At 55.1% G+C, this 20,306-nt stretch carries 16 protein-coding genes; 9 read left to right on the forward strand and 7 right to left on the reverse strand.

Going from position 1 to position 20,306, the window contains the following annotated elements; all coding sequences use genetic code 11:
- Positions 1-13: 13 nt before the first annotated feature.
- On the reverse strand, positions 14-1,084 hold the full coding sequence (locus tag C1A08_RS10075; RefSeq protein ID WP_228385776.1) for a LacI family DNA-binding transcriptional regulator: 1,071 nt from the start codon (positions 1,082-1,084) through the stop codon (positions 14-16).
- A 180-nt stretch (positions 1,085-1,264) separates the two neighbouring features.
- On the opposite strand from C1A08_RS10075, the gene C1A08_RS10080 reads away from it, so the two are divergent.
- The 3 genes from C1A08_RS10080 (at position 1,265) to C1A08_RS10090 (ending at position 4,950) form a co-directional block, all read left to right on the forward strand.
- Positions 1,265-2,494 (forward strand): glycoside hydrolase family 88 protein, encoded by a 1,230-nt coding sequence (locus C1A08_RS10080; RefSeq protein WP_101573217.1) that lies wholly within the window; start codon positions 1,265-1,267, stop codon positions 2,492-2,494.
- A gap of 149 nt (positions 2,495-2,643) precedes the next feature.
- On the forward strand, positions 2,644-3,075 hold the full coding sequence (locus tag C1A08_RS10085; RefSeq protein WP_101573219.1) for a hypothetical protein: 432 nt from the start codon (positions 2,644-2,646) through the stop codon (positions 3,073-3,075).
- An 18-nt stretch (positions 3,076-3,093) separates the two neighbouring features.
- Positions 3,094-4,950, forward strand: coding sequence for a heparinase II/III domain-containing protein (locus C1A08_RS10090; RefSeq protein ID WP_101573221.1), 1,857 nt, complete (start codon positions 3,094-3,096; stop codon positions 4,948-4,950).
- A gap of 59 nt (positions 4,951-5,009) precedes the next feature.
- On the opposite strand, the gene C1A08_RS10095 is transcribed toward C1A08_RS10090, so the two are convergent.
- Genes C1A08_RS10095 through C1A08_RS10105 form a run of 3 tightly spaced genes read right to left on the reverse strand, consistent with a single transcriptional unit; the run spans position 5,010 to position 7,860 of the window.
- Positions 5,010-5,462 carry a GNAT family N-acetyltransferase gene (locus C1A08_RS10095; RefSeq protein WP_101573223.1) on the reverse strand — a complete coding sequence of 151 codons (453 nt, stop codon included), beginning with the start codon at positions 5,460-5,462 and terminating at the stop codon, positions 5,010-5,012.
- 18 nt (positions 5,463-5,480) lie between these two features.
- Positions 5,481-5,804, reverse strand: a complete 324-nt coding sequence (locus C1A08_RS10100) for a cupin domain-containing protein (RefSeq protein ID WP_101573225.1) — start codon at positions 5,802-5,804, stop codon at positions 5,481-5,483.
- Positions 5,805-5,817: 13 nt separating this feature from the next.
- The gene (locus tag C1A08_RS10105; RefSeq protein ID WP_101573227.1) at positions 5,818-7,860 is read right to left on the reverse strand and encodes an alpha-amylase family glycosyl hydrolase; all 2,043 of its coding nucleotides are present in this window, start codon (positions 7,858-7,860) and stop codon (positions 5,818-5,820) included.
- Between the two features lie 146 nt (positions 7,861-8,006).
- Here C1A08_RS10105 and C1A08_RS10110 point away from each other — a divergent pair, with 146 nt between their 5' ends.
- From C1A08_RS10110 to C1A08_RS10130, 5 genes are all read left to right on the forward strand, one after another.
- Positions 8,007-9,530, forward strand: coding sequence for a peptide MFS transporter (locus tag C1A08_RS10110; protein WP_055206335.1), 1,524 nt, complete (start codon positions 8,007-8,009; stop codon positions 9,528-9,530).
- 43 nt (positions 9,531-9,573) lie between these two features.
- Positions 9,574-10,884 carry an acetylxylan esterase gene (locus tag C1A08_RS10115; RefSeq protein WP_180951569.1) on the forward strand — a complete coding sequence of 437 codons (1,311 nt, stop codon included), beginning with the start codon at positions 9,574-9,576 and terminating at the stop codon, positions 10,882-10,884.
- Positions 10,885-11,011: 127 nt separating this feature from the next.
- On the forward strand, positions 11,012-11,785 hold the full coding sequence (locus C1A08_RS10120; protein ID WP_153498401.1) for an MBL fold metallo-hydrolase: 774 nt from the start codon (positions 11,012-11,014) through the stop codon (positions 11,783-11,785).
- Positions 11,786-11,789: 4 nt separating this feature from the next.
- Positions 11,790-13,901, forward strand: a complete 2,112-nt coding sequence (locus tag C1A08_RS10125; protein ID WP_101573231.1) for a B12-binding domain-containing radical SAM protein — start codon at positions 11,790-11,792, stop codon at positions 13,899-13,901.
- Positions 13,902-13,958: 57 nt separating this feature from the next.
- On the forward strand, positions 13,959-14,771 hold the full coding sequence (locus C1A08_RS10130; RefSeq protein ID WP_101573233.1) for an SDR family oxidoreductase: 813 nt from the start codon (positions 13,959-13,961) through the stop codon (positions 14,769-14,771).
- A 184-nt stretch (positions 14,772-14,955) separates the two neighbouring features.
- On the opposite strand, the gene uvrA is transcribed toward C1A08_RS10130, so the two are convergent.
- Complete coding sequence (gene uvrA / locus C1A08_RS10135) at positions 14,956-17,781, reverse strand: excinuclease ABC subunit UvrA (protein ID WP_101573235.1); 2,826 nt, start codon at positions 17,779-17,781, stop codon at positions 14,956-14,958.
- A gap of 28 nt (positions 17,782-17,809) precedes the next feature.
- Positions 17,810-18,712, reverse strand: coding sequence for a lytic transglycosylase domain-containing protein (locus C1A08_RS10140; protein WP_101573237.1), 903 nt, complete (start codon positions 18,710-18,712; stop codon positions 17,810-17,812).
- Positions 18,713-18,879: 167 nt separating this feature from the next.
- Here C1A08_RS10140 and C1A08_RS10145 point away from each other — a divergent pair, with 167 nt between their 5' ends.
- The gene (locus C1A08_RS10145) at positions 18,880-19,722 is read left to right on the forward strand and encodes a CvfB family protein (RefSeq protein WP_101573239.1); all 843 of its coding nucleotides are present in this window, start codon (positions 18,880-18,882) and stop codon (positions 19,720-19,722) included.
- A 25-nt stretch (positions 19,723-19,747) separates the two neighbouring features.
- Here C1A08_RS10145 and C1A08_RS13270 read toward each other — a convergent pair whose 3' ends face one another.
- Positions 19,748-20,020: a hypothetical protein gene (locus tag C1A08_RS13270; RefSeq protein ID WP_101573241.1), complete on the reverse strand. Its 273-nt coding sequence runs from the start codon at positions 20,018-20,020 to the stop codon at positions 19,748-19,750.
- Positions 20,021-20,306: the final 286 nt, after the last annotated feature.

Here is a 20,306-nt window from a genome sequence, read left to right on the forward strand (position 1 = left end):
AATAATAAATTTGTTATTCGGTTCTTTTCCGTTGCGAGGATTCGCGGACGATCAGTTTAGGGGGAATCACGATGTCCATGTAAGGCCCTCCGTCGAGTTTATCCAGCAGCATCTGCGCGGCGGCGCTTCCCATCCGGTAACCGAATTGTTCGACCGAAGTGAAACTGGGGGTGATCAGCTCGCAGAACGGTTCGTTGGCAAATCCGGCCAGCGCCATGTCGTCCGGGACGCGGAGTCCGTGTTCGCGCAGCGACCGGTAGGCCCCGAGAGCTGCATAATCGCCGGCGAAGAAGACGGCTTCGGGCAGCGTCTCCCCGGCGGCAAACAGTCGTTCCATCGCTTTATAGCCTCCTTCTTCGGTCGTCGCACCTTCGGCGATCCAGTCGGAGAGCGGTTCGATTCCGTGACGGCGCAGCGCGTCCTCGTAACCCGTCCTCCGGTTTTTCCAAATGCTGACGCGTTGCGATCCGGCATAGTGATAAATCCGGCGGTATCCCTGTCCGATCAAGTGCTCGACCGTATCGAAGGCCCCTTTGTAATCGTCCAGCAAAACGGTGCCCGCGTCCAGCCCGGGAGCGTAACGGTCGAAAAGCACCAGCGGCATACCGTAACGGGATAATGCCCGGTAATGCGTATAATCCCCGGCGCCCGATGCCAACGAGGCGATCACGCCGTCCACCTTGCCGTGCAGAAAACTGTTCAGTATCCGCACTTCCCGTTCCGGATCGTTCCGGGACTGGTAGATCATCACGTCGTATCCCCGCTGCGAAGCGGCTTCCTCGATGCCGTCGATCGCCACGGAGAAAAAATTTCGGCTGACCATCGGCACCACGACCCCGATCGTTCGGGTGCTGCCCCGCTGCAAGTTGACGGCGAATACATTGGGTTTGTAGCCCATTTCTTCGGCCGTTTTCCGGATCCGGTCGCGCATTTCGACGCTGATCGCGGGGTTATCCTGCAGCGCCCTCGATACCGTGGAAGTCGAAACCCCCAGCTTCCGCGCGATGTCGTAAATCGATATTTTTTTCGTCTTCATAAACGGTTTCTTCGCTTCTTTCGTGCAACCGATTGCAAATATAATCATTCCTTTTTACAGATCGTATCTTTCCCCGAATTTATTTGCGCTACACGCTTTGTTGTTACTATGCTTTCCCGATATTTCCCACCGGAACGGTTTGCTTTTCCGGAAAAAACGCTTTACATTTGTGCAAACGGTTGCATTGGCGGCCGAACAGTTGTAAAACCGAAAATCTGACCTGAAACTATGAAAAAGAACAAATGGGTGCCGCTGCTCGGCATCGCGGCTCTGCTGTCGGTGAATGGCGCATGCTGCAAAAGCAAATCGCCGCGAATCGATGTGAAAAAATATACGGAATCGGCGGCGCGGCAAACGGCCGGACTGTATGACAAACTGATGGCTACCGGCGAACGCAAATCCCCGCAAAATTTCCAGAACGGGGTGAACCGTTACTGCGCTTACGAAGGGTGGATCAGCGGTTTCTTCCCCGGTTCGCTGTGGTTTCTGTACGAGCTGACCGGTGATCCGCAGTGGAAAACGCGCGCGTCGGAACAGACCGAACGACTCGAACGGATCAAAAACCTGACTTCGGATCACGACATCGGATTCCGAATGGGATGCAGTTACGGCAACGGTTACCGAATCACCGGCGATCCGGCATACCGGGACGTGCTGATTCAGTCGGCGCGTTCGCTGGCGACGCGGTTTCAACCCGAGGCCGGCGTGATTATGTCGTGGAACCCGAACAAACGCTGGAAATGCCCGGTTATCATCGATAACATGATGAATCTCGAACTGCTGTTCAACGCTGCGATTTACAGCGGCGATTCGAGTTTCTATAAAATTGCGGTGTCGCATGCCGATAAAACGCTCGAAAACCACTACCGTGCCGACCACAGCTCTTTTCACGTCGTCGACTACGATCCGCAGACGGGAGCCGTGCGGATGAAAAATACGGCGCAGGGATACGCCGACGGTTCGGCCTGGGCGCGCGGACAGGCATGGGGACTGTACGGATTCGTGACCTGCTACCGGTTCACCGGAGACGAACGTTATTTACAGCAGGCAGAAGCGATTGCCGACTTTATTCTGAATCATCCGCGCCTGCCGGAAGACATGATCCCCTATTGGGATTTCGACGCTCCGAACATTCCGGACGAACCGCGCGACGCTTCGGCCGGAGCCATCGCCGCTTCGGCTCTGTACGAACTCGCTTTGTACAGCGACCCGAAGTATGCCGACGCGGCCGACCGGATGCTGGCTTCGCTCTCATCGGACAGTTATACGGCCCCTGTCGGGGAAAACGGAAATTTTATCCTGATGCATTCGGTGGGTAGCAAACCGGCAAATTCGGAGGTAGATGTTCCGATCGTTTATGCTGATTATTATTATCTTGAAGCGATTTACCGACACCGGCAGTTCAAGAAGTTGAAAAAGCATTTATGGGACGGGCGCCTACCTGCTTTGGGGAAATAATTGACATTTGTAAATGTTTAGGGACAGGTTTTCCGCCTACGGAAGATTCGGTTCCGGTACACAAACAACAGGAATTAATGAATAAAAAATCTCGATGGCTGGCGTGGTTCGTCGCGATCGCAGCGACCGCCGGCCTGTGATCGGATACCATGAAATACGACGGTAACAATCAACTTTTTATTGCCCGGTTCGAAGGCGGCGTTTGGAAACGGATGCGACTGATCCGCTGGAATTGCCGTTGGCACATTCAGGGCTGGGATTCCAGGCCGACCGAACTGGGCATCGGCACCCCGAAGGTTGCCGAAGACAGAAAAATCGCTTTCGGATACGATCATATCCGGGAAAGGAAAAGCCGGGTGCTGATCGACGGGAAAAGCCTGCAGCCGGTCGGAACCCGGGAGGTTTCGGATCGGGTTTCGGCGCAACTTCGTGCCGTCGCGTCTTCGTTCCCGGGTATGCGGGTACATACGCTTCTGCGCGACAATCACCTATTGCGCTGGGAGACGTCGCCGACAAACAACGACCGCAAGCCTGCGGCGATTCCGCTGCCTTCGGAGTTGGTGCTCTATAAAATTCGTTAAAATTCAAAATCGTCCAAAATGAATGCGAAAGGTATCGTACTTGTAGTCGTAATTTCTTTCTTTGCAACGTTATCCGGCGCCGATAATAAAGTTTCGATAGATATCGGGAAACTTCCTCCGCATCCGCGCATTCTGTTATGCAAAGGGGCCGAGAAAGCTTTGAAAAAACAAGCGAAACTGCCGGTATGGAACGGGTTGTACGAATCCATTTTGCAGGCATGCGATACGATGCTCGGGCTTCCCGTCAACGAACGGGTCGTCGTGGGACGGCGTTTGCTGGCAACCTCCCGTGAAAACCTGCGGCGCATCCTTTTCCTCGGATTTGCCTACCGGATGACCGGTGAAAAGAGGTATTCCGACCGGGCCGAGGCCGAAATGCTGAAAGCGGCTTCATTCTCGGACTGGAATCCGTCCCACTTTCTGGATGTGGCCGAAATGACCGCCGCCCTGGCGATCGGTTACGACTGGCTCTATCCGAAACTGTCCGAAACATCGCGGCGAACGATCCGTACCGCAATTCTCGAAAAGGGACTGAAACCTTCGTTCGGGAAAGAGCACGACGCGATCCTGAACGCGCCGACCAATTGGAATCAGGTGTGCCATTGCGGCATGGCTTACGGGGCGCTGGCGGTCGCCGAGACGGAACCCGACCTGGCCCGGCGGACGATCGAACGCGCTGTCGAAAAAGTACGTATCCCGATGCGCCATTACGCGCCGGACGGGGCTTATCCGGAAGGATACGCTTACTGGGAATACGGAACTTCTTTCAATGTATTGCTCATCAGCGCTATGGAGAATGCTTTCGGGACGGACTTCGGGTTGTGCGATGCTCCCGGTTTTCTGGAGTCCGGGAAATTCATGCTGCACATGGTCACTCCGCAGTTGCGTTCGTTCTGTTATTCCGATTGCAGCACCGACGCAGGATTGCTCCCGGCTCTGTTTTGGTTTTACCGAAAAACGGGAGACGCATCGATTCTTTGCAATCAGGGCTGGTTATTACAGGCGGACAGCCGCAAAAATCACCTGCAAGACCGGCTGCTCCCGTTGCTGTTCGTCTGGGGGCAGGGAGCGTCGCTCGACAAACCGACCGTGCCGGAAACCCTATATTGGAAAGGCGGCGGCGATAATCCCGTTTTCTTAATGCGTTCCGGCTGGAACGATCCGGACGCTCTGTATGTGGGGGTTAAAATGGGAACGCCGGGAGCCAGTCATGCCCACATGGATGTCGGCAGTTTTATTTTCGAGGCCGACGGGGTGCGCTGGGCGATCGATATGGGCGGAGAGGATTACGACCGGCTCGAAAAACGCGGGGTGGATCTGTGGAACGGAGCGCAAGGGTCGCAGCGATGGGAAGTTTTTAGATATAATAATAAAGCGCATAATACGCTTACGTTTAATGATAAACCGCAGTCGATTAAAGGAAAAGTGCAGATAAAGGATTGGCGCGATTCGGCTCGGCTCCGTTACGTTGCGATGGATCTGACTCCGGTTTACGAAGGTCAGGTGCGGTATGCGGAGCGGGCCGTAGCGATGGTGGACGACTCTTATGCGGTTATCGAAGACCGAGTGGAGCCGGGACTCTATTATACCCGGATGCGCTGGACGCTCGTCACGGAAGCCACGCCCCGGATTTTGTCGGACAGCGTTCTGTTGCTGGAAAAGGAGGGGAAGCGGTGCTACGTGCGGATCGCTTCGCAGACGCCCGTCCGGTGGATAATCCGCCCGGCCGTTTCGGAAAATACTTACGATTCTCCGAATCCGGGCGTTACGATCGTCGCATTCGATACGGATCTGACATTGCGGCAAGCACAGCGGATATGCGTGTTTCTGATGCCCGGCGAAATGAAGGAGACGGCATATACTTCTGTCTTATAGTTTACTGAAAATAAGCATTGTATCCAATCTGAACGAATCCGATACGTTAGGCGGCGCAACTACATTCCGGAATGCGGCAATTCCAGATGCAGGATCGGATAGGGTCTGCCGGAACCGTCGGTTTCGCTACGGGAAACGTATCGGAATCCCAGGCGGGCGTAAAAACCCGCCGCCTGTTCGTTCTGCTCGTTGACGTCCACACGGGTAACGTGCAGGCGGTCGATTGCATATTCTACCAAATGCCGACCCAGGCCCATCTCCCGGAAGGCGGGATCGACGAACAGCATTTCGATTTTACGTTCGGATACCCCCATGAAAGCCACGATCGCGCCGTCGTTCCCGCGCAAGCCGTACAGTTCGACGCTTTTCAGGTATTCGTTCCGGATCAGCGGTTTCAGGTAGCGGATATACGCCTCGTCCAAAAAGTGATGCGTAGCGCGCACCGATGCTTCCCAGAGTGCTGTCAAGGCGTCGAAATCGGTGGCGGCGGGACGAAAAAATGTCGGATCCATCGGAAGATGCGGTTTGGATTATTCGACTGAAATGCCGATCATTACGGTCGTTTGATCGGTATGATTCCAGACGGCGTGCGCAATGCAGCCCGGTACCCGACACGATTCGGTTGGATTCAGAATCCGTTCGGAATCGCCCAATCGGATGCGGACTTGACCGCTGGTTACGATAAACAGATGGTCGTGCCGATGAGTATGCATTTCAACGGGGCCTCCGCCGCCCGGTTCGAGGTAAGCGATCGCGGCGTCGATTATTTTCCCTTCCCTGCCGAACAGTTTTTTCGCCCGGAAAAGAAGGTGGTCGGCAGGAGTGATAAAATCTTTTAAATCATTGAAATCCATCAGTTCGATTCATTTAACGATTCATTCTGGTCAGCACGAGGGCCGACCGGCACAGGTTGTAGATGCGGATGTATGGCCGCGTACTGCCGTCGCTGTCGGTCTGCGAAAAACTGAACGCTTTCACAGCCGGGTCGATCCGGCCGTAACCGCCGAATTCGGGAGCGTCGGAAGTCAGTACGATCCGGTAACGGCCCGGTTCCGGAACCGGGATCGCATAGTCGGGAATACTGTTCCGAGGGTGCCAGTTGAATACGAAAACCGTTGTCCCGTGACTGAATGCGAGTGTTTGGTTCGCCGTATCCATTAGGTGGTTATAAGCGTACCCGCTGCCGAGGATGTCGTATTTCCGCACCAGTTTCAGCATGGCCCGGTCGAAAGCGCCCAAGTAACTGTAACGCAAAAATCCGTTCTCGGCAAGACTCCACAGACGCCGCGCGTGAGCATAGCTCCAGCCGTTCCCTTCACGCGGGAAATCGATCCATTCGGGATGTCCGAATTCGTTGCCCATAAAATTCAAATAGGCCTGTCCCGCCAGCGAGATCGTAAAAAGCCGGATCATCTTGTGCAGCGCCATGCCGCGGTCGATCACGACGTTCTGTGCGGCGCGGTTCATATCGGTGTACATCTGCTTGTTCATCAGCCGGAACGCAATGGTCTGGTCGCCGACCAATGCCTGGTCGTGCGACTCGCAGTAGGCCACCGTTTTGACATAAGGCAGCCGGTCGGTCATCATGTTCCACATCTGCCAGATGTCCCACTGTTCGTCAGGCACTTCTTTCAGCAGTTTGATCCAGAAGTCGGGCACGGCCATGCCGAGCCGGTAGTTGAACCCTACCCCGCCCTCTTCGGCCGCGGCGCACATGCCGGGCATACCGCTGACGTCCTCGGCAATCGTGACGGCGTGCGGATACAGGTCGTGGATCAACCGGTTGGCCAGCGTCAGGTAACATAGCGCCTCTTCGTTGACCTCCGGGCTGAAATATTTCTCGCGGCTGTCGAACTCCGTATAACCGTGGTGATAATAGATCATCGACGTGACCCCGTCGAAACGGAACCCGTCGAAATGAAACTCCGTCAGCCAGTATTTGATGTTGGAGAGCAGGAAATGACGCACTTGCTCCTTGCCGTAATCGAACAGCTTCGAATCCCAGTACGGATGATCGCCGGCTTTGCCGGCCGGCGAATAGAGGTGATCCGTGCCGTCGAGCTCGTTTAGCCCTTCGTTGATATTTTTCACGTAATGCGAATGTACCAGATCCATAATCACCGCCAACCCCATCGTATGCGCCTTGCGCACCAGGGCTTTCAGTTCTTCCGGAGTGCCGAAGCGCGACGACGGGGCGAAAAAATTGCTGACATGGTATCCGAAACTGCCGTAATAGGGGTGTTCGGCGACCGCCATCAATTGAATCGTGTTGTAGCCCGCTTTTTTGATATGCGGCAGGATCGTTTTGATAAATTCGCAGTATGTGCCGACTCCTTCCTTTTCCTGGGCCATCCCGACATGGCACTCGTAAATCAGCAGACTGCCTACGGAGGCGATATCGAACGAATCGCCGCGCCAGTCGAACGGCTCGGCGGGAGCCCATAATTGCCCCGTGTAATCTTTGGTATGTTCGTCCTGCACGACCCGCCGGATGTACGACGGAATGCGTTCGAGCCAGCCGTTGTCGCCATGCACCAGCATTTTGACCTTCGAACCGTGTACCAGGCGTTCCCCATAGGTCTCGTCCGGCAAAAAGACGCTCCACACGCCGCAGCCGTCCTTTTTCAGCGGTAACTGCGTGCGCTGCCAGCCGTTGAAGTCGCCGAACAGGTACACATCCTTCGCGCCGGGCAGCCATTCGCGGAACCACCAGCCCCGCAGCGCGTCGTCATACTGAAATCCGAAATAAAAATAGCCGTTGGCATACTCGGTCAGCGAACCGCATTCCTTCCCGATGGCGGACAGCCGCTCCCGGTAACGGTCGTAACGCCGCAGCATATCCTCCGCATTGGGCTCAAGCCACGGATCCTTTTTCACGATCGGTAATTGCGCTATGGTTTCAGTCTTCATAATTACGGTCTGTTTCCACGTTAAAGTTAATCAAAATCCGACGAAGGGCAAATCAAACGAAAAATTTGCCCTATCTTTGCGTATCCGGACATACGGCTCCGGAGACCGGCAGGGCTGCCGGCGCCAACCTAAACCACTGATGTATTATGTTTAAAAACCACCCTAAGGGATTGCTTCCCGCTGCGCTGGCCAATATGGGCGAGCGCTTCGGATTTTATACCATGATGGCGATCCTCACGCTGTTTTTGATGTCCAAATTCGGACTCGACAAAACCAATGCCGGACTGATCTACTCGGTATTCTATTTTTCGATCTACATTCTCGCCTTCGTCGGCGGGCTGATCGCCGATAAGACCCGGAATTACAAGGGAACCATTCTGGTCGGGCTGATCGTTATGGCGCTGGGATACCTGCTGATCGCCGTCCCTACGCCGACTCCGGTCCGGAACGTACCGTTGTTCCTGACCGTCACCTGTGTCGGCCTGTTTACGATCGCCTTCGGCAACGGTCTGTTCAAAGGCAACTTACAGGCTCTGGTAGGACAGATGTACGATAACGAGAAATACGAAAAAATGCGGGATTCGGGGTTTTCGCTGTTCTACATGTTTATCAACGTCGGAGCTATTTTCGCGCCGCTCGCCGCCGTGGGCATGAGAAACGGCTGGTTGTCCTCGCAGGGATTCCTGTACGACCCGGATCTGCCGGAGTTGTGCCACGGTTTCCTGAGAAACTCGCTTTCGCCGGAAGCTACGGCGCGGTTTCAGGAGCTCGCCGCAACGGTCAGCAAAAACGGCGCTCCGACCGACATGACCGCATTTGCCGACGGGTATCTGGGCGCTTTCGCCACCGGATTCCATTTTGCTTTCGGGATCGCTATTTTCGCCATGTTGATTTCGCTGGTCATTTACCTGGCCAACAAACGGAAGCTGCCCGACCCCCGCAAATTGACCGCTTCCGGAGCGACTTCCGACCCGCATACGGTGCGTATGGCCGCCGCCGAAGTGAAAAAACGGATATGGGCTTTGATCGCCGTTTATGCGGTCGTTATTTTCTTCTGGTTCTCTTTTCACCAGAACGGGCTGACGCTTACTTTTTTCGCAAAAGATTACACGCTGCTGAAAATCGGTTCGCTCGATCTTTCCGCAGAGATATTTCAGTCGATGAATCCGTTTTTCGTCGTATTTCTGACGCCTGCGGTGCTGGCGTTTTTCGGATGGATGCGGGCCAACGGCCGGGAACCGTCCACGCCGGCTAAGATCGCCATCGGGATGGGAATCGCCGCAACGGCCTACCTGGTCATGATGCTCGGCTCGCTGAATCTTCCGTCGGCGGCCGAGGTCGAAGCGATGGGAGGACTGCCCGATTCGGAAAGCGTCACCCCGTTTCTGCTGATCGGCACTTACCTGATACTGACGATCGCCGAACTATTCATCAGTCCGCTCGGCATATCGTTCGTGTCGAAGGTGGCTCCGCCGCAATACCAGGGATTGATGCAGGGCGGGTGGCTCGGTGCCACGGCCATAGGCAATCAACTGCTGTTTATCGGGGCCGTTCTTTACCAGACGATCCCGATCTGGCTCACCTGGGGAATGTTCGTGGTCGTTTGCCTGATCTCGATGATCGTGATGTTCTCGATGCTGAAATGGCTGAACCGGATCACCAAACAATAGAGTTTAAACTTCCGAATAACCATAAAGCTACGAACTCATGAAAATGACAAAGTATTTGTCGCTGCTGCTCGGCATTCTGCCGACAGCGCCGCTTTGCGCGCAATGGGAACTGAACGAGGCGGACGGTTACCGGCTGATTGTTGTCACCGACCGCCCGGATGCCTTGTATGCCCGGGGGGATGAGATCCGTTTCATCGTCACGCTCGAAAAGGACGGCGCTCCCGTTAGCGGCGACCGGGTGGCGTGGTGCGTCACCAAAGACACCTGGGATCCGAAAACCGAAGGACAAGTGGCGATGCGGGACGGGAAAGCGGTGCTGGGCGGCAACGTATTGCATGAACCCGGTTTTTTCCAGTGCATGGCGCGTTACGCGACGCCTCAGGGAACCGAACTGCATGCGATGGCCGGCGCGGCCGTCGATCCGGAGCAGATCGCGCCCAGTATGCCGGAGCCTAAGGATTTTATGAGCTATTGGAAACGCGAGATAAAGAAGCAAGCCAAAATACCGATGAACATCCGGGTGACCCGGGTGCCGTATCCGGAGGATCCGTCGGTCGAAATGTTCGACATTCAGGCCGACTGCCAGGCTGGAAACTTTTCCGCCTGCTATGCTTACCCGAAAGGGGCTGCGGACAAATCCCTGCCCGCGCTGGTCACGCTGAACGGGGCCGGAGTGAAAAGCTCGCGGCTGTACTGGGCGGCCTACTGGGCTAAGGACGGGTTGTGCGTCCTCGACTTTAACGTGCACGGGCTGCCGAACGGTCGGCCGGACTCCTATTACCGCCAATTGGAAGACGGCGAATTGCATAACTATTTTTTGTTCGGACGCGACGACCGCAATACGATGTTTTTCCACGAAATGATCATGCGTCTGCTGCGAGCCATCGACGTAATCACCGTCCAACCGCAGTGGGACGGCGAGAACCTGATCGTGCAGGGTTGCAGCCAGGGCGGAGCGCAGGCGATCATCGCCGGAGCCCTCGATCCCCGGGTAGACCTGGTTTGTTCTGAAATTCCGGGGATGTGCGACCATACCGGTATGCTGGTCGGCCGGGTCAGTTGCTGGCCGAAGCTGGTTACGAATACTCCGAACGGGAAACCCGATCCGAAACGACTGGAAGCGGCGCGCTATTACGACCTTGTCAACTTCGCTCGTCACGTAAAGGTTCCCACGTACGTGACGGTAGGCATGATCGATTCGGTGTGTCCGCCGACGACGGTTTATGCGATGTTCAACCAACTGCCGTGCGACAGGCATATTCAGCAGTTGCCTCTGGGACACGTTCAATCCGGAGAGGGCGAGAACAATTCGCGCAGGGCGATGCAGGAATTCCTCCGCAGGAAGCGCGAATAAGGATGCGGTCACTGTAAACCGATCGGAAAGGCACGGAAATTCTCCGCGCCTTTTTCCGTTTTGCCGGCCGCCCGTTCGACGGGGATAATTTTTTGCTATCTTTGAAGTTAAATTTGCGAGACGATTTATGATCAGACTTACTTTTTTAGGAACGGGGACTTCTCAGGGCGTGCCGGTTATTTCGTGCGGCTGCTGGGTCTGCCGTTCCGACGACAGCCGCGACAAACGGTTGAGAACATCGGCCCTCGTGGAAACCGGCCGGACTACCCTGCTAATCGATGCTGGGCCGGATTTCCGGCAGCAGATGCTCCGCGAATCGGTCGGTAAGCTCGACGGCATCCTGCTGACACACGAACACAAAGATCATATAGCCGGGCTGGACGACGTGCGCGCTTTCAATTACGTTACCGGCAAGCCAGTCGATATTTATGCCGAAGAGCGGGTGCAACGGCGGGTGAAACAGGATTTCGACTATGCGTTTTCCGAAAATCCCTACCCGGGGGTTCCCGAGATCCGGCTGCATACGATTCTGCCGGACGCTCCGTTTCGGATCGGCGACGCCGAAATCGTTCCGATCCGCGGCATACATTATAAGTTGCCCGTTTTCGGATTCCGGATCGGCCGGCTCGCCTACCTGACCGACATGAACCGCATCGACGACCGCGAGCTCAAAAAGATCGAAGGAGTGGATACGCTGGTTATCAACGCCCTGCGAAAAGAACATCACCTGTCGCATTTCACGCTGGACGAAGCGTTGCATATCTGTTATCGGGTGTCGCCCCGTGCCGCCTACCTGACCCATATTTCCCACCAAATGGGCCGTCATGCGACCGAGGAAAGGGCATTGCCGGAAGGGGTGCATTTCGCCTACGACGGACTGACGGTCGAGATACCCGATTAACCGCATGGAAAGACTGTTATTGATTACGCCGCCGTTTACCCAGGTCAACTGTCCCTATCCGGCAACGGCTTACCTGAAAGGATACCTGGAACGGAAAGGTTTCCCGGTCGATCAGTTCGACCTGTCGATCGAACTGATCGGCGCGATCTTCACGAAAGAATTCCTGCAACGGCTTTTCGATCGTTATCCCGGCAGCGAGGACGAAAATATTCGGCTGATTTACCGGATGCGGGAGCGCTACACGGCGACCGTGGACGCCGTAACGGATTTTCTGCGGGGAAAGGACGGCACGCTGGCCACCCGGATCTGTACCGGAGAGTATCTGCCGCAAGCCGCCCGGTTTGGGGCCGTCGAGGACCTCGGCGATTATTTCGGAACGCTCGGCACGACCGAATGCGCCCGGTTTCTTTGTACGCTTTACATGCAGGATATCAGCGACTTCATCCGCGCGACGGTTACCGGAAATTTTGAGATCGTCCGTTACGGCGAACGGATTTCGCTGGCAATCGAATCGTTCGCGCAATTGGAGGCCGAACTGGCGCTTCCGCCGAATCCGATCGAAGAACGGATGAACGAATTATTAGGCGAGAGGATCGAAGTCCTGCGACCGTCTTTCGTCGGATTCACGGTGCCGTTTCCAGGTTGCCTGCTCGCCACGTTGCGCTGCGCCCAATTTATCCGCAACCGCTATCCCGGGATCCGGATTATCGTCGGCGGAGGATATCCGACGACCGAACTGCGCAGTATGAGCGACAAAAAGATTTTCGACTACGTCGATTATGTGATTCTGGACGACGGGGAAGCGGCGCTCGAAAGAATCCTCGTTTCCGGAGAGCTGTTGCATACTTATACGAGAGAAGGGTATCACGAAGGAGACGAAACGATTACGCACCTGCAACGCGGTTGTCCCGATTTTGCCGACCTGCCGCACGACCGTTACCTGTCGCTGTTGGAGGTGACCAATCCGATGCATCGTCTGTGGAGCGACGGCCGCTGGAACAAAATGATGATCGCGCACGGTTGTTATTGGGGGAAATGTGCGTTCTGCGATACTTCGCTCGATTATATCCGCCGGTACGACAGCGTTCCGGCCGAATGTTTCGTGGACTGGATGGAGCAGGTAATCGCTCAGACGGGCAGTCGCGGCTTCCATTTCGTCGACGAAGCCGCCCCGCCCCGGTTGCTGAAAGAGATTTCGATCGAAATCCTGCGCAGGCGGCTGAACGTCGTCTGGTGGACGAACGTGCGCTTCGAGAAGAGTTTTACCGGCGATCTGTGCCAACTGATGGCCGCAGCGGGTTGCATCGCGGTGTCGGGCGGCCTGGAGGTCGCTTCGAACCGTTTGCTGAAGATGATGAACAAAGGCGTCGATATCGAACAGGCGACCCTTGCCATGCGGAATTTATGCGACGCAGGAATCCTGGTGCACACGTACCTGATGTACGGCTTCCCGACCGAGACACTGCAGGAAAGCGTCGATTCGCTGGAAGTCGTGCGGCAGTTGTTTCGCGCCGAACTGGTGCATTCGGCATTTTGGCACCGTTATGCGATGACCGTCCACAGCCCGAGCGGGCGGAATCCCGAAGAGTACGGAGTCAAACGGCGCAACGCCCATGTGCATCTGTTTGCCAATAACGAAGTGGCGTTCGTCGAAAACCGGGGATACAACATCCGCCAGGTAGGAGAAGCGCTGAATGAAGCGTTGGCGAATTACATGTACGGCAGCGGCATCGACCGGCCGGTGCACAAATGGTTTGCCGGGAAAGTGCCTCCCGCGACGGTGGACGCGACCCTGGTCGCCGACCAACTGATTAAACCCGACGCCGCCAGACTATACAACGAAAAAGCGCGGATAATCTGGATCGGCCTGCCGCCGGAACGCAGCGAAGAAGGGATTGCGCTGTACGGAGCCTCCGGTGCCAAAGTCGTCCGGTTCAAACCGCACGAGACCGCTTTTCTGTTGCGAATCATGTCGCTTGCTGCAGATCTGTCGCAGACCGTTACGTTCGGACAGGCCTCCAAACTTTTCGGTACGTATAGCGACGAATCGTTCGTCGCATTCTACCTGTCGAAAAAGTGGGATATATTGCGCTCGTTCGGACTGCTTCAGGTGTAGATTGCAAACGGCATTTTTTTATATAAAGAATTTGTTTATGTAAAATAGATTAATACGATGAATTTTAAAGATAAAGTAGTAATTATTACCGGGGCGTCGTCCGGAATCGGATATGCGCTGGTTTATGAATTCGCTTCGCACGGCGCAAAAATCGCGCTCGGAGCGAGATCGGAAGGGAAGTTGGCCCGGATCGCCGAAGATTTGGAGACGCGCGGAACGGAAGCCGTTTATGAGGCGACCGACGTGACCCGGGAAGCGGATTGCAGACGGCTGATCGAACGGACGGTCGAACGATTCGGCCGGATCGACATTTTGATCTGTAATGCGGGGATCTCGATGCGCGCGTTGTTCGACGACGTCGACCTGGATGTACTTCGTCAGCTGATGGACGTCAATTTTTGGGGAGCCGTTTACTGCACCAAATATGCCCTACCCTATCTGCAAGCCTCGAAGGGATCGATCGTCGGCGTATCGTCGGTGGCCGGTATCCACGGTTTGCCGGGACGCACGGGCTATTCGGCTTCGAAATACGCGATGACGGGATTTATGGAGACTATCCGTATTGAAAACCTGAAAAGAGGCGTGCACGTAATGATCGCGGCCCCCGGCTTCACGGCGTCGAATGTCCGCTTCTCGGCATTGACGGCCGACGGATCGGTTCAGGGCGAATCTCCGCGCGAGGAAGAGAAGATGATGAGCGCGGCCGAAGTCGCGCACCGGATCGTTCGGGGAATCAGCCGTCGCAAACGCACCCTGTTGATGGAATTCAACGGAAGGGCTACGATGTTGATTAAAAAATTTGCGCCCGGATTGCTGGATAAGCTCTATTACAACCACATGGCCAAAGAGCCGGACTCTCCGTTCAAATGACGGACGGTAGTTATCGACAGGTTGTAAACATTCTGTCGACCGATTTCGATAAAACTACAAACAACAAAAGAGCGCTTATAAACATAAAGCGCTCTTTTGTTTATAGTTTGTCAACTTGTTTTCAACAATGAGAATAGGATCGCGGACAGCCGCGAATCGCATTGTCCGCAACAGCGACAGAAGGTTAACGTTTCAATAACGGTTTCAGGAATTGTCCCGTATAGCTTTTCTTAACGGAGGCGACCTGTTCCGGCGTTCCGGTTGCGATCAGGCGCCCGCCTCCGGAACCGCCCTCCTGGCCGATGTCGATCAGGTAGTCCGAGACCTTGACCACATCCAGGTTATGTTCGATCACAATCACGGTGTTCCCTTTGTCTACCAGCTTGTTCAGTACGTCCAGCAATACGCGCACATCTTCGAAATGAAGCCCGGTAGTCGGCTCGTCCAGAATGTAGAGCGTCCGGCCGGTATCGCGTTTGGCCAGTTCGGTCGACAGCTTGATCCGCTGGCTTTCGCCGCCGGACAGCGTCGTACAGGGCTGGCCGAGCCGCAGGTATCCGAGGCCCACGTCCTGGATTGCTTTCAGTTTCATGTGAATCGACGGGATCGCTTCGAAAAATGCGGCCGCCTGGTTGATCGTCATGTTCAGCACGTCGTCGATGTTCTTCCCTTTATATTTTACTTCGAGCGTCTCGCGGTTGTAGCGGTGTCCGCCGCAGACGTTGCACTTGACGTAGACGTCGGGCAGAAAATTCATCTCGATCGTTTGTACGCCGGCTCCTCGGCAGGCTTCGCAACGGCCCCCTTTCACGTTGAACGAGAAACGTCCGGCTTTGAATCCGCGGATCTGGGCGTCGGGAGTCGATTCGAACAATTTGCGGATATCGCCGAAGACGTTCGAATAGGTCGCCGGATTGCTGCGCGGCGTCCGCCCGATCGGCGATTGGTCGACGACGATCAGTTTGTCGATGTGCTCAATACCCTCGATCCGGTCGTGTTCGAGCGGCTGTTCATAGGAGTTGTAGAGTTCACGGGCAATGGCATACCGCAGCGTGGCGTTTACCAGCGAGGATTTGCCGCTGCCGCTGACCCCCGTCACGCAGATCATTTCGCCGAGCGGAAAATCGACGGTTATATTTTTCAGGTTATTTCCCCTCGCCCCGTGCACCACGATGTGTTTTCCATTCCCCGTGCGGCGTTTTTCGGGCAGTTCGATCCGCCGGCGGCCGGTCAGGTAATCGGCCGTGATTCCGCCGGACTCCATAACCTGCTGCAACGTTCCGGATACCACGACCTCTCCGCCGCGGACACCGGCTCGCGGCCCTACGTCCACGACCCAGTCGGCATTGCGGATCATGTCTTCGTCGTGTTCCACGACAATTACCGAATTCCCCGCGTCGCGCAATGCCTTCAGACTGTTGATCAGTTTGATATTGTCGCGCTGATGCAATCCGATGCTCGGTTCGTCGAGGATGTAAAGCACGTTGACCAGTTTCGACCCGATCTGAGTCGCCAGTCGGATCCGCTGGCTCTCCCCGCCGGACAGCGAACGCGAACTGCGGTTCAGCGACAGGTAGCCCAGTCCGACGTCCAGCAGAAAACGAAGTCGTTCGCGGATCTCTTTCAGGATTTCGTGTGCGATCTGCTCCTGTTTTTTCGAAAGGCGTTTTTCGATGCCTTCCATCCAGAGGGCGAATTCCTCGATACTGAGCGCCGACAATTCGGCGATGTTTTTTCCGTCGATTTTGAAATAGAGCGCTTCCTTGCGTAGCCGGCTGCCTCCGCAGACGCTGCATACGCGCCGGACGACGAATTGTTCCTTCCATTTGTCCCCTTTGCTGGACGCAGAATCGTCGCGCTGCTTCTCTATATAATCCGCTACGCCTTCCCACGAAACCATGTAATTGCCCGTACCGCCCAATTCGCGCGCATCGATTCGCAACGGTTCGCTGTCTCCGTACAACACGGCATTCAGCGCCTCCTCGTTCAGCGATTCGATCGGATCGTCGATCGTAAAGTCGTATTTCCGTCCCAGGGCTTCCAATTCGGCGAAAAGCAGGTTGTTGCGGTAGCGCCCCAACGGTTCGACCCCGCCGTCGCGGATCGATTTGCCGCCGTCGGGAACGATCCGCTCCATATCGAACACGGCCTCTTCGCCCAGCCCGTTGCAGTGCGGGCAGGCCCCTTGAGGCGAATTGAACGAAAAAGAGTGCGGAGCCGGCTCGTTGAACGCGATTCCGCTGGTGGGACACATCAGGTGCCGGCTGTAAAACCGGACGTTGTCGTCGTCGTAATCGTACACCATCATCGTGCCCTTCCCTTGCCGCATCGCCTCCTGCAAGCTTTTCAGCAAACGGCTGCGGACATCCGGTTTCACGACGAGCCGGTCGACGACCAGTTCAATGTAGTGGATCTTATAACGATCGAGTCGCAACCCCGCGAAAATTTCTCGGATTTCGCCGTCGACCCGGGCATACAGATAGCCTTTTTTAGCCAATCCTTCGAACAATTCCCGGTAATGTCCTTTGCGACCGCGCACCAGCGGAGTCAACAAGGCGATTTTCCGACCGTCGAAGTTCCGAAGGATCAGATTGCCGATCTGATCGTCGGTATGGTGTACCATCTTTTCGCCCGTTACCGGAGAATAGGCATCCGACGCGCGGGCGAACAGCAGCCGTAGGAAGTCGTTGATTTCGGTTACCGTTCCGACCGTCGAACGCGGATTTTTGTTCGTAGTCTTTTGCTCGATGGAGATCACGGGACTCAGCCCGGTGATCTTGTCCACATCGGGACGCTCCATCGTTCCGACGAACTGCCGCGCATAGGTCGACAGCGTTTCCAGATAGCGGCGCTGTCCTTCGGCATAGATCGTATCGAAAGCCAGCGACGATTTCCCTGAGCCCGAAAGCCCCGTTATGACGGTCAGCGAATCGCGGGGAATCTCCACATCCACGTTTTTCAGGTTGTGTACCCGCGCTCCGTATATTTTTATCGTATTGTTCTCAGACATTGTATTTTCTTCACGCCCCGCGTCCGGATTAATCGTCGGTACGGAATCCTCCGTTGGGCACCTTGATAACGAAACTGCGGCGCGCTTTATTATCGTAATCGTAATCGCGTATCCAGTGGTTCAGTTCCCGCAACATCTTGTAGGTCGTCCCGTTGCTGCGCGCTACGGCGGACCAGTCGATGGCCGCATTGTCCACGGTGACCTCGTGGTAATCGGTCAACGGTTGATAATAGTCCTCCCGTGCGATCCGGTATCCGTAGGTTTCCGGGTCGGAAGCGATCAGTTTGAAAGCGAGTACCCGGAAAACATACCGCATGGTCTCGTCGGGCAGAAACAGGTCGTAATAGGAATTCACGCCCTGTTTTTCGAGACGCCTGGAGACGCCGGCTATCCCCGCGTTGAACGATGCCGCCGCCAGCGTCCAACTGCCGAGACGGGCTTTCGCATCCGCCAAATACTTGCAGGCGGCTTCGGTCGCCCGTTCGATATGGTAACGTTCGTCGACGCCGCCGGACATGAACAGTCCGGCCGATTTGGCATAAGGAGGCATCAATTGCCACAGTCCGGCGGCCCCGGCTCCGGAACGGACATCCGGATCCAGTCCGCTTTCGGCCATGCAGAGGTATTTGAAATCGTCCGGGATACCGTATTTTTTCAGGATCGGTTCGATCACCGGAAAGTAGCGCGTCGTCGCCAGCAGCGTTTGCGTCGTCCGCGAGTGCAGGTACATCGTCGTCAGCACTTCGCGCAGCAGGCTCTCACGGGTATCGTAATTTCCGAGCGGCACCGGCTCGCCGGCAAAATTCAATTCGCGGGGAAGCGACGGAACGACGACCGGAGCGCACGGATCGGTCGTCGCAGGCATCAGCGGAGGTTGGGCGCAAGCCGCGACGGAAACCGTCAGCAGGAGCGTACAGATAACGTATTTCATAGGTGTTCGATTTCTGATTAACGTACAAAGATACGAAAATATTCGCTACCGGAAGCCCCGGCGAAGCCGCGCAATCCCGATTTAACGGTAACGCCGGCAAGTTTATTGAGCTAAAAAAGATGATATGTGCCGGAAATAACTTATTTTTACGAAAAATAATTTCCATCATGTTGGTAGCAGGTCATTATTATACGCTCAAAGTCAATCGGATTTCGGACTACGGACTCTATCTCGCGGACGAAGACGGGAACGAAGTGCTGTTGCCGAATCGTTACGTATCCGTCGATTACAAACCCGGGATTTCGCTGGAAGTTTTCGTTTACCACGATTCGGAAGACCGGTTGGTGGCTACGACCGAACGCCCGCTGGCGACGGTCGGCCAGACGGCCTGCCTGAAAGTGGTCGATAAAACGGTTCACGGAGCATTTCTGGACTGGGGGCTCCCGGCCAAAGACCTGTTCCTGCCCAACCGGAATCAGTCGTCGCGCCTGGATATCGGGAAAAAGTATCCGGTCTACCTCTATACGGACAACATTACCGGACGCGTCGTTGCGACGACTTACCTGAAAGGATTTATCAACAACGTCGAGCTGACGGTATCCCCGCGCGAGGAAGTCGATATCCTGATAGCCACCGAGACTCCGATCGGATTCCGCGTCGTGATCAACGACCGGCATTGGGGTATGATCTACCGCAACCAGATTTTCCAGCCCGTAGCGGTCGGCGATCGAATGAAAGCTTACATCGTTCGCATTACCGACGACAATCGGGTTGACCTCGCCTTGCAGGGCCAGGGGTACGACGAAGTTAAAAAATCGGCCGAGCGGCTGTTGGAGATCCTGCGTAAAAACGGAAATGCGCTGCCGGTGAATGACGACAGTAAACCCGAAAAGATCCGGCAACTTACTCGGATGAGCAAAAAAACGTTCAAGCGCAGCGCCGGTTACCTGATGAAACAGGGGAAGATCGCCATGGACGGACAACAGATCCGTCTGACCGAATCCGACTGACGGGCGGGTTTACAATAAATCTATTTTAAAAATCGTTAATTATAACGGTATTTTTAGTCCATTTGGATAATTCGGAATTGTCGGAGGCATGACAAATGAACTGGGTCTCGATGCTGTTGCACGCCTTGTTGAATTTGCACACCATAACAGGCTTTTTTCCGTCGTTTCCGGGATTCGGCTTAGACTGCAGCAGTACGTTGTACTTCAGCGTGCGATCGTCATCCCGGACTATAACGGCGCTCGCCATGTCATTACCGGACGGCAAATGATAAATTTCCAAAATGACATATCTTTCCATAACCGCAAAACCGATTTACAACCGGCGCCCCTCCGGTTTTTTGCAACAAAAGAAAAGCGTGGGCCTGTAGACTTATTCAAGCTGATAAGGTTCTGGCAAACCTGCGAATGTTAAATAAGCAACAGCCCACGCTATACTTAACAGTATAGGACGTGAGAGAATTTTGCTTATTCTCCATTCTTTTGAATTTACCAGATTCTATCAACGAGAATAAAGCCTAACACTTTCCGTGTTCAAACAAGCTCGTCGCCCGAAAGCAACGAGACAAAATTAACATTTTTTTCAA

It is taken from the genome of Alistipes sp. cv1, assembly GCF_900240235.1.
Taxonomy (GTDB): domain Bacteria; phylum Bacteroidota; class Bacteroidia; order Bacteroidales; family Rikenellaceae; genus Alistipes_A; species Alistipes_A hominis.

Excerpts from the sequence above, each read along its gene's own strand:
- C1A08_RS10075 (WP_228385776.1), bottom strand. The coding sequence starts at position 1,084 with ATGATTATATTTGCAATCGGTTGCACGAAAGAAGCGAAGAAACCGTTT.
- C1A08_RS10080 (WP_101573217.1), top strand. The coding sequence starts at position 1,265 with ATGAAAAAGAACAAATGGGTGCCGCTGCTCGGCATCGCGGCTCTGCTG.
- C1A08_RS10085 (WP_101573219.1), top strand. The coding sequence starts at position 2,644 with ATGAAATACGACGGTAACAATCAACTTTTTATTGCCCGGTTCGAAGGC.
- C1A08_RS10090 (WP_101573221.1), top strand. The coding sequence starts at position 3,094 with ATGAATGCGAAAGGTATCGTACTTGTAGTCGTAATTTCTTTCTTTGCA.
- C1A08_RS10095 (WP_101573223.1), bottom strand. The coding sequence starts at position 5,462 with ATGGATCCGACATTTTTTCGTCCCGCCGCCACCGATTTCGACGCCTTG.
- C1A08_RS10100 (WP_101573225.1), bottom strand. The coding sequence starts at position 5,804 with ATGGATTTCAATGATTTAAAAGATTTTATCACTCCTGCCGACCACCTT.
- C1A08_RS10105 (WP_101573227.1), bottom strand. The coding sequence starts at position 7,860 with ATGAAGACTGAAACCATAGCGCAATTACCGATCGTGAAAAAGGATCCG.
- C1A08_RS10110 (WP_055206335.1), top strand. The coding sequence starts at position 8,007 with ATGTTTAAAAACCACCCTAAGGGATTGCTTCCCGCTGCGCTGGCCAAT.
- C1A08_RS10115 (WP_180951569.1), top strand. The coding sequence starts at position 9,574 with ATGACAAAGTATTTGTCGCTGCTGCTCGGCATTCTGCCGACAGCGCCG.
- C1A08_RS10120 (WP_153498401.1), top strand. The coding sequence starts at position 11,012 with ATGATCAGACTTACTTTTTTAGGAACGGGGACTTCTCAGGGCGTGCCG.
- C1A08_RS10125 (WP_101573231.1), top strand. The coding sequence starts at position 11,790 with ATGGAAAGACTGTTATTGATTACGCCGCCGTTTACCCAGGTCAACTGT.
- C1A08_RS10130 (WP_101573233.1), top strand. The coding sequence starts at position 13,959 with ATGAATTTTAAAGATAAAGTAGTAATTATTACCGGGGCGTCGTCCGGA.
- uvrA (WP_101573235.1), bottom strand. The coding sequence starts at position 17,781 with ATGTCTGAGAACAATACGATAAAAATATACGGAGCGCGGGTACACAAC.
- C1A08_RS10140 (WP_101573237.1), bottom strand. The coding sequence starts at position 18,712 with ATGAAATACGTTATCTGTACGCTCCTGCTGACGGTTTCCGTCGCGGCT.
- C1A08_RS10145 (WP_101573239.1), top strand. The coding sequence starts at position 18,880 with ATGTTGGTAGCAGGTCATTATTATACGCTCAAAGTCAATCGGATTTCG.
- C1A08_RS13270 (WP_101573241.1), bottom strand. The coding sequence starts at position 20,020 with ATGGAAAGATATGTCATTTTGGAAATTTATCATTTGCCGTCCGGTAAT.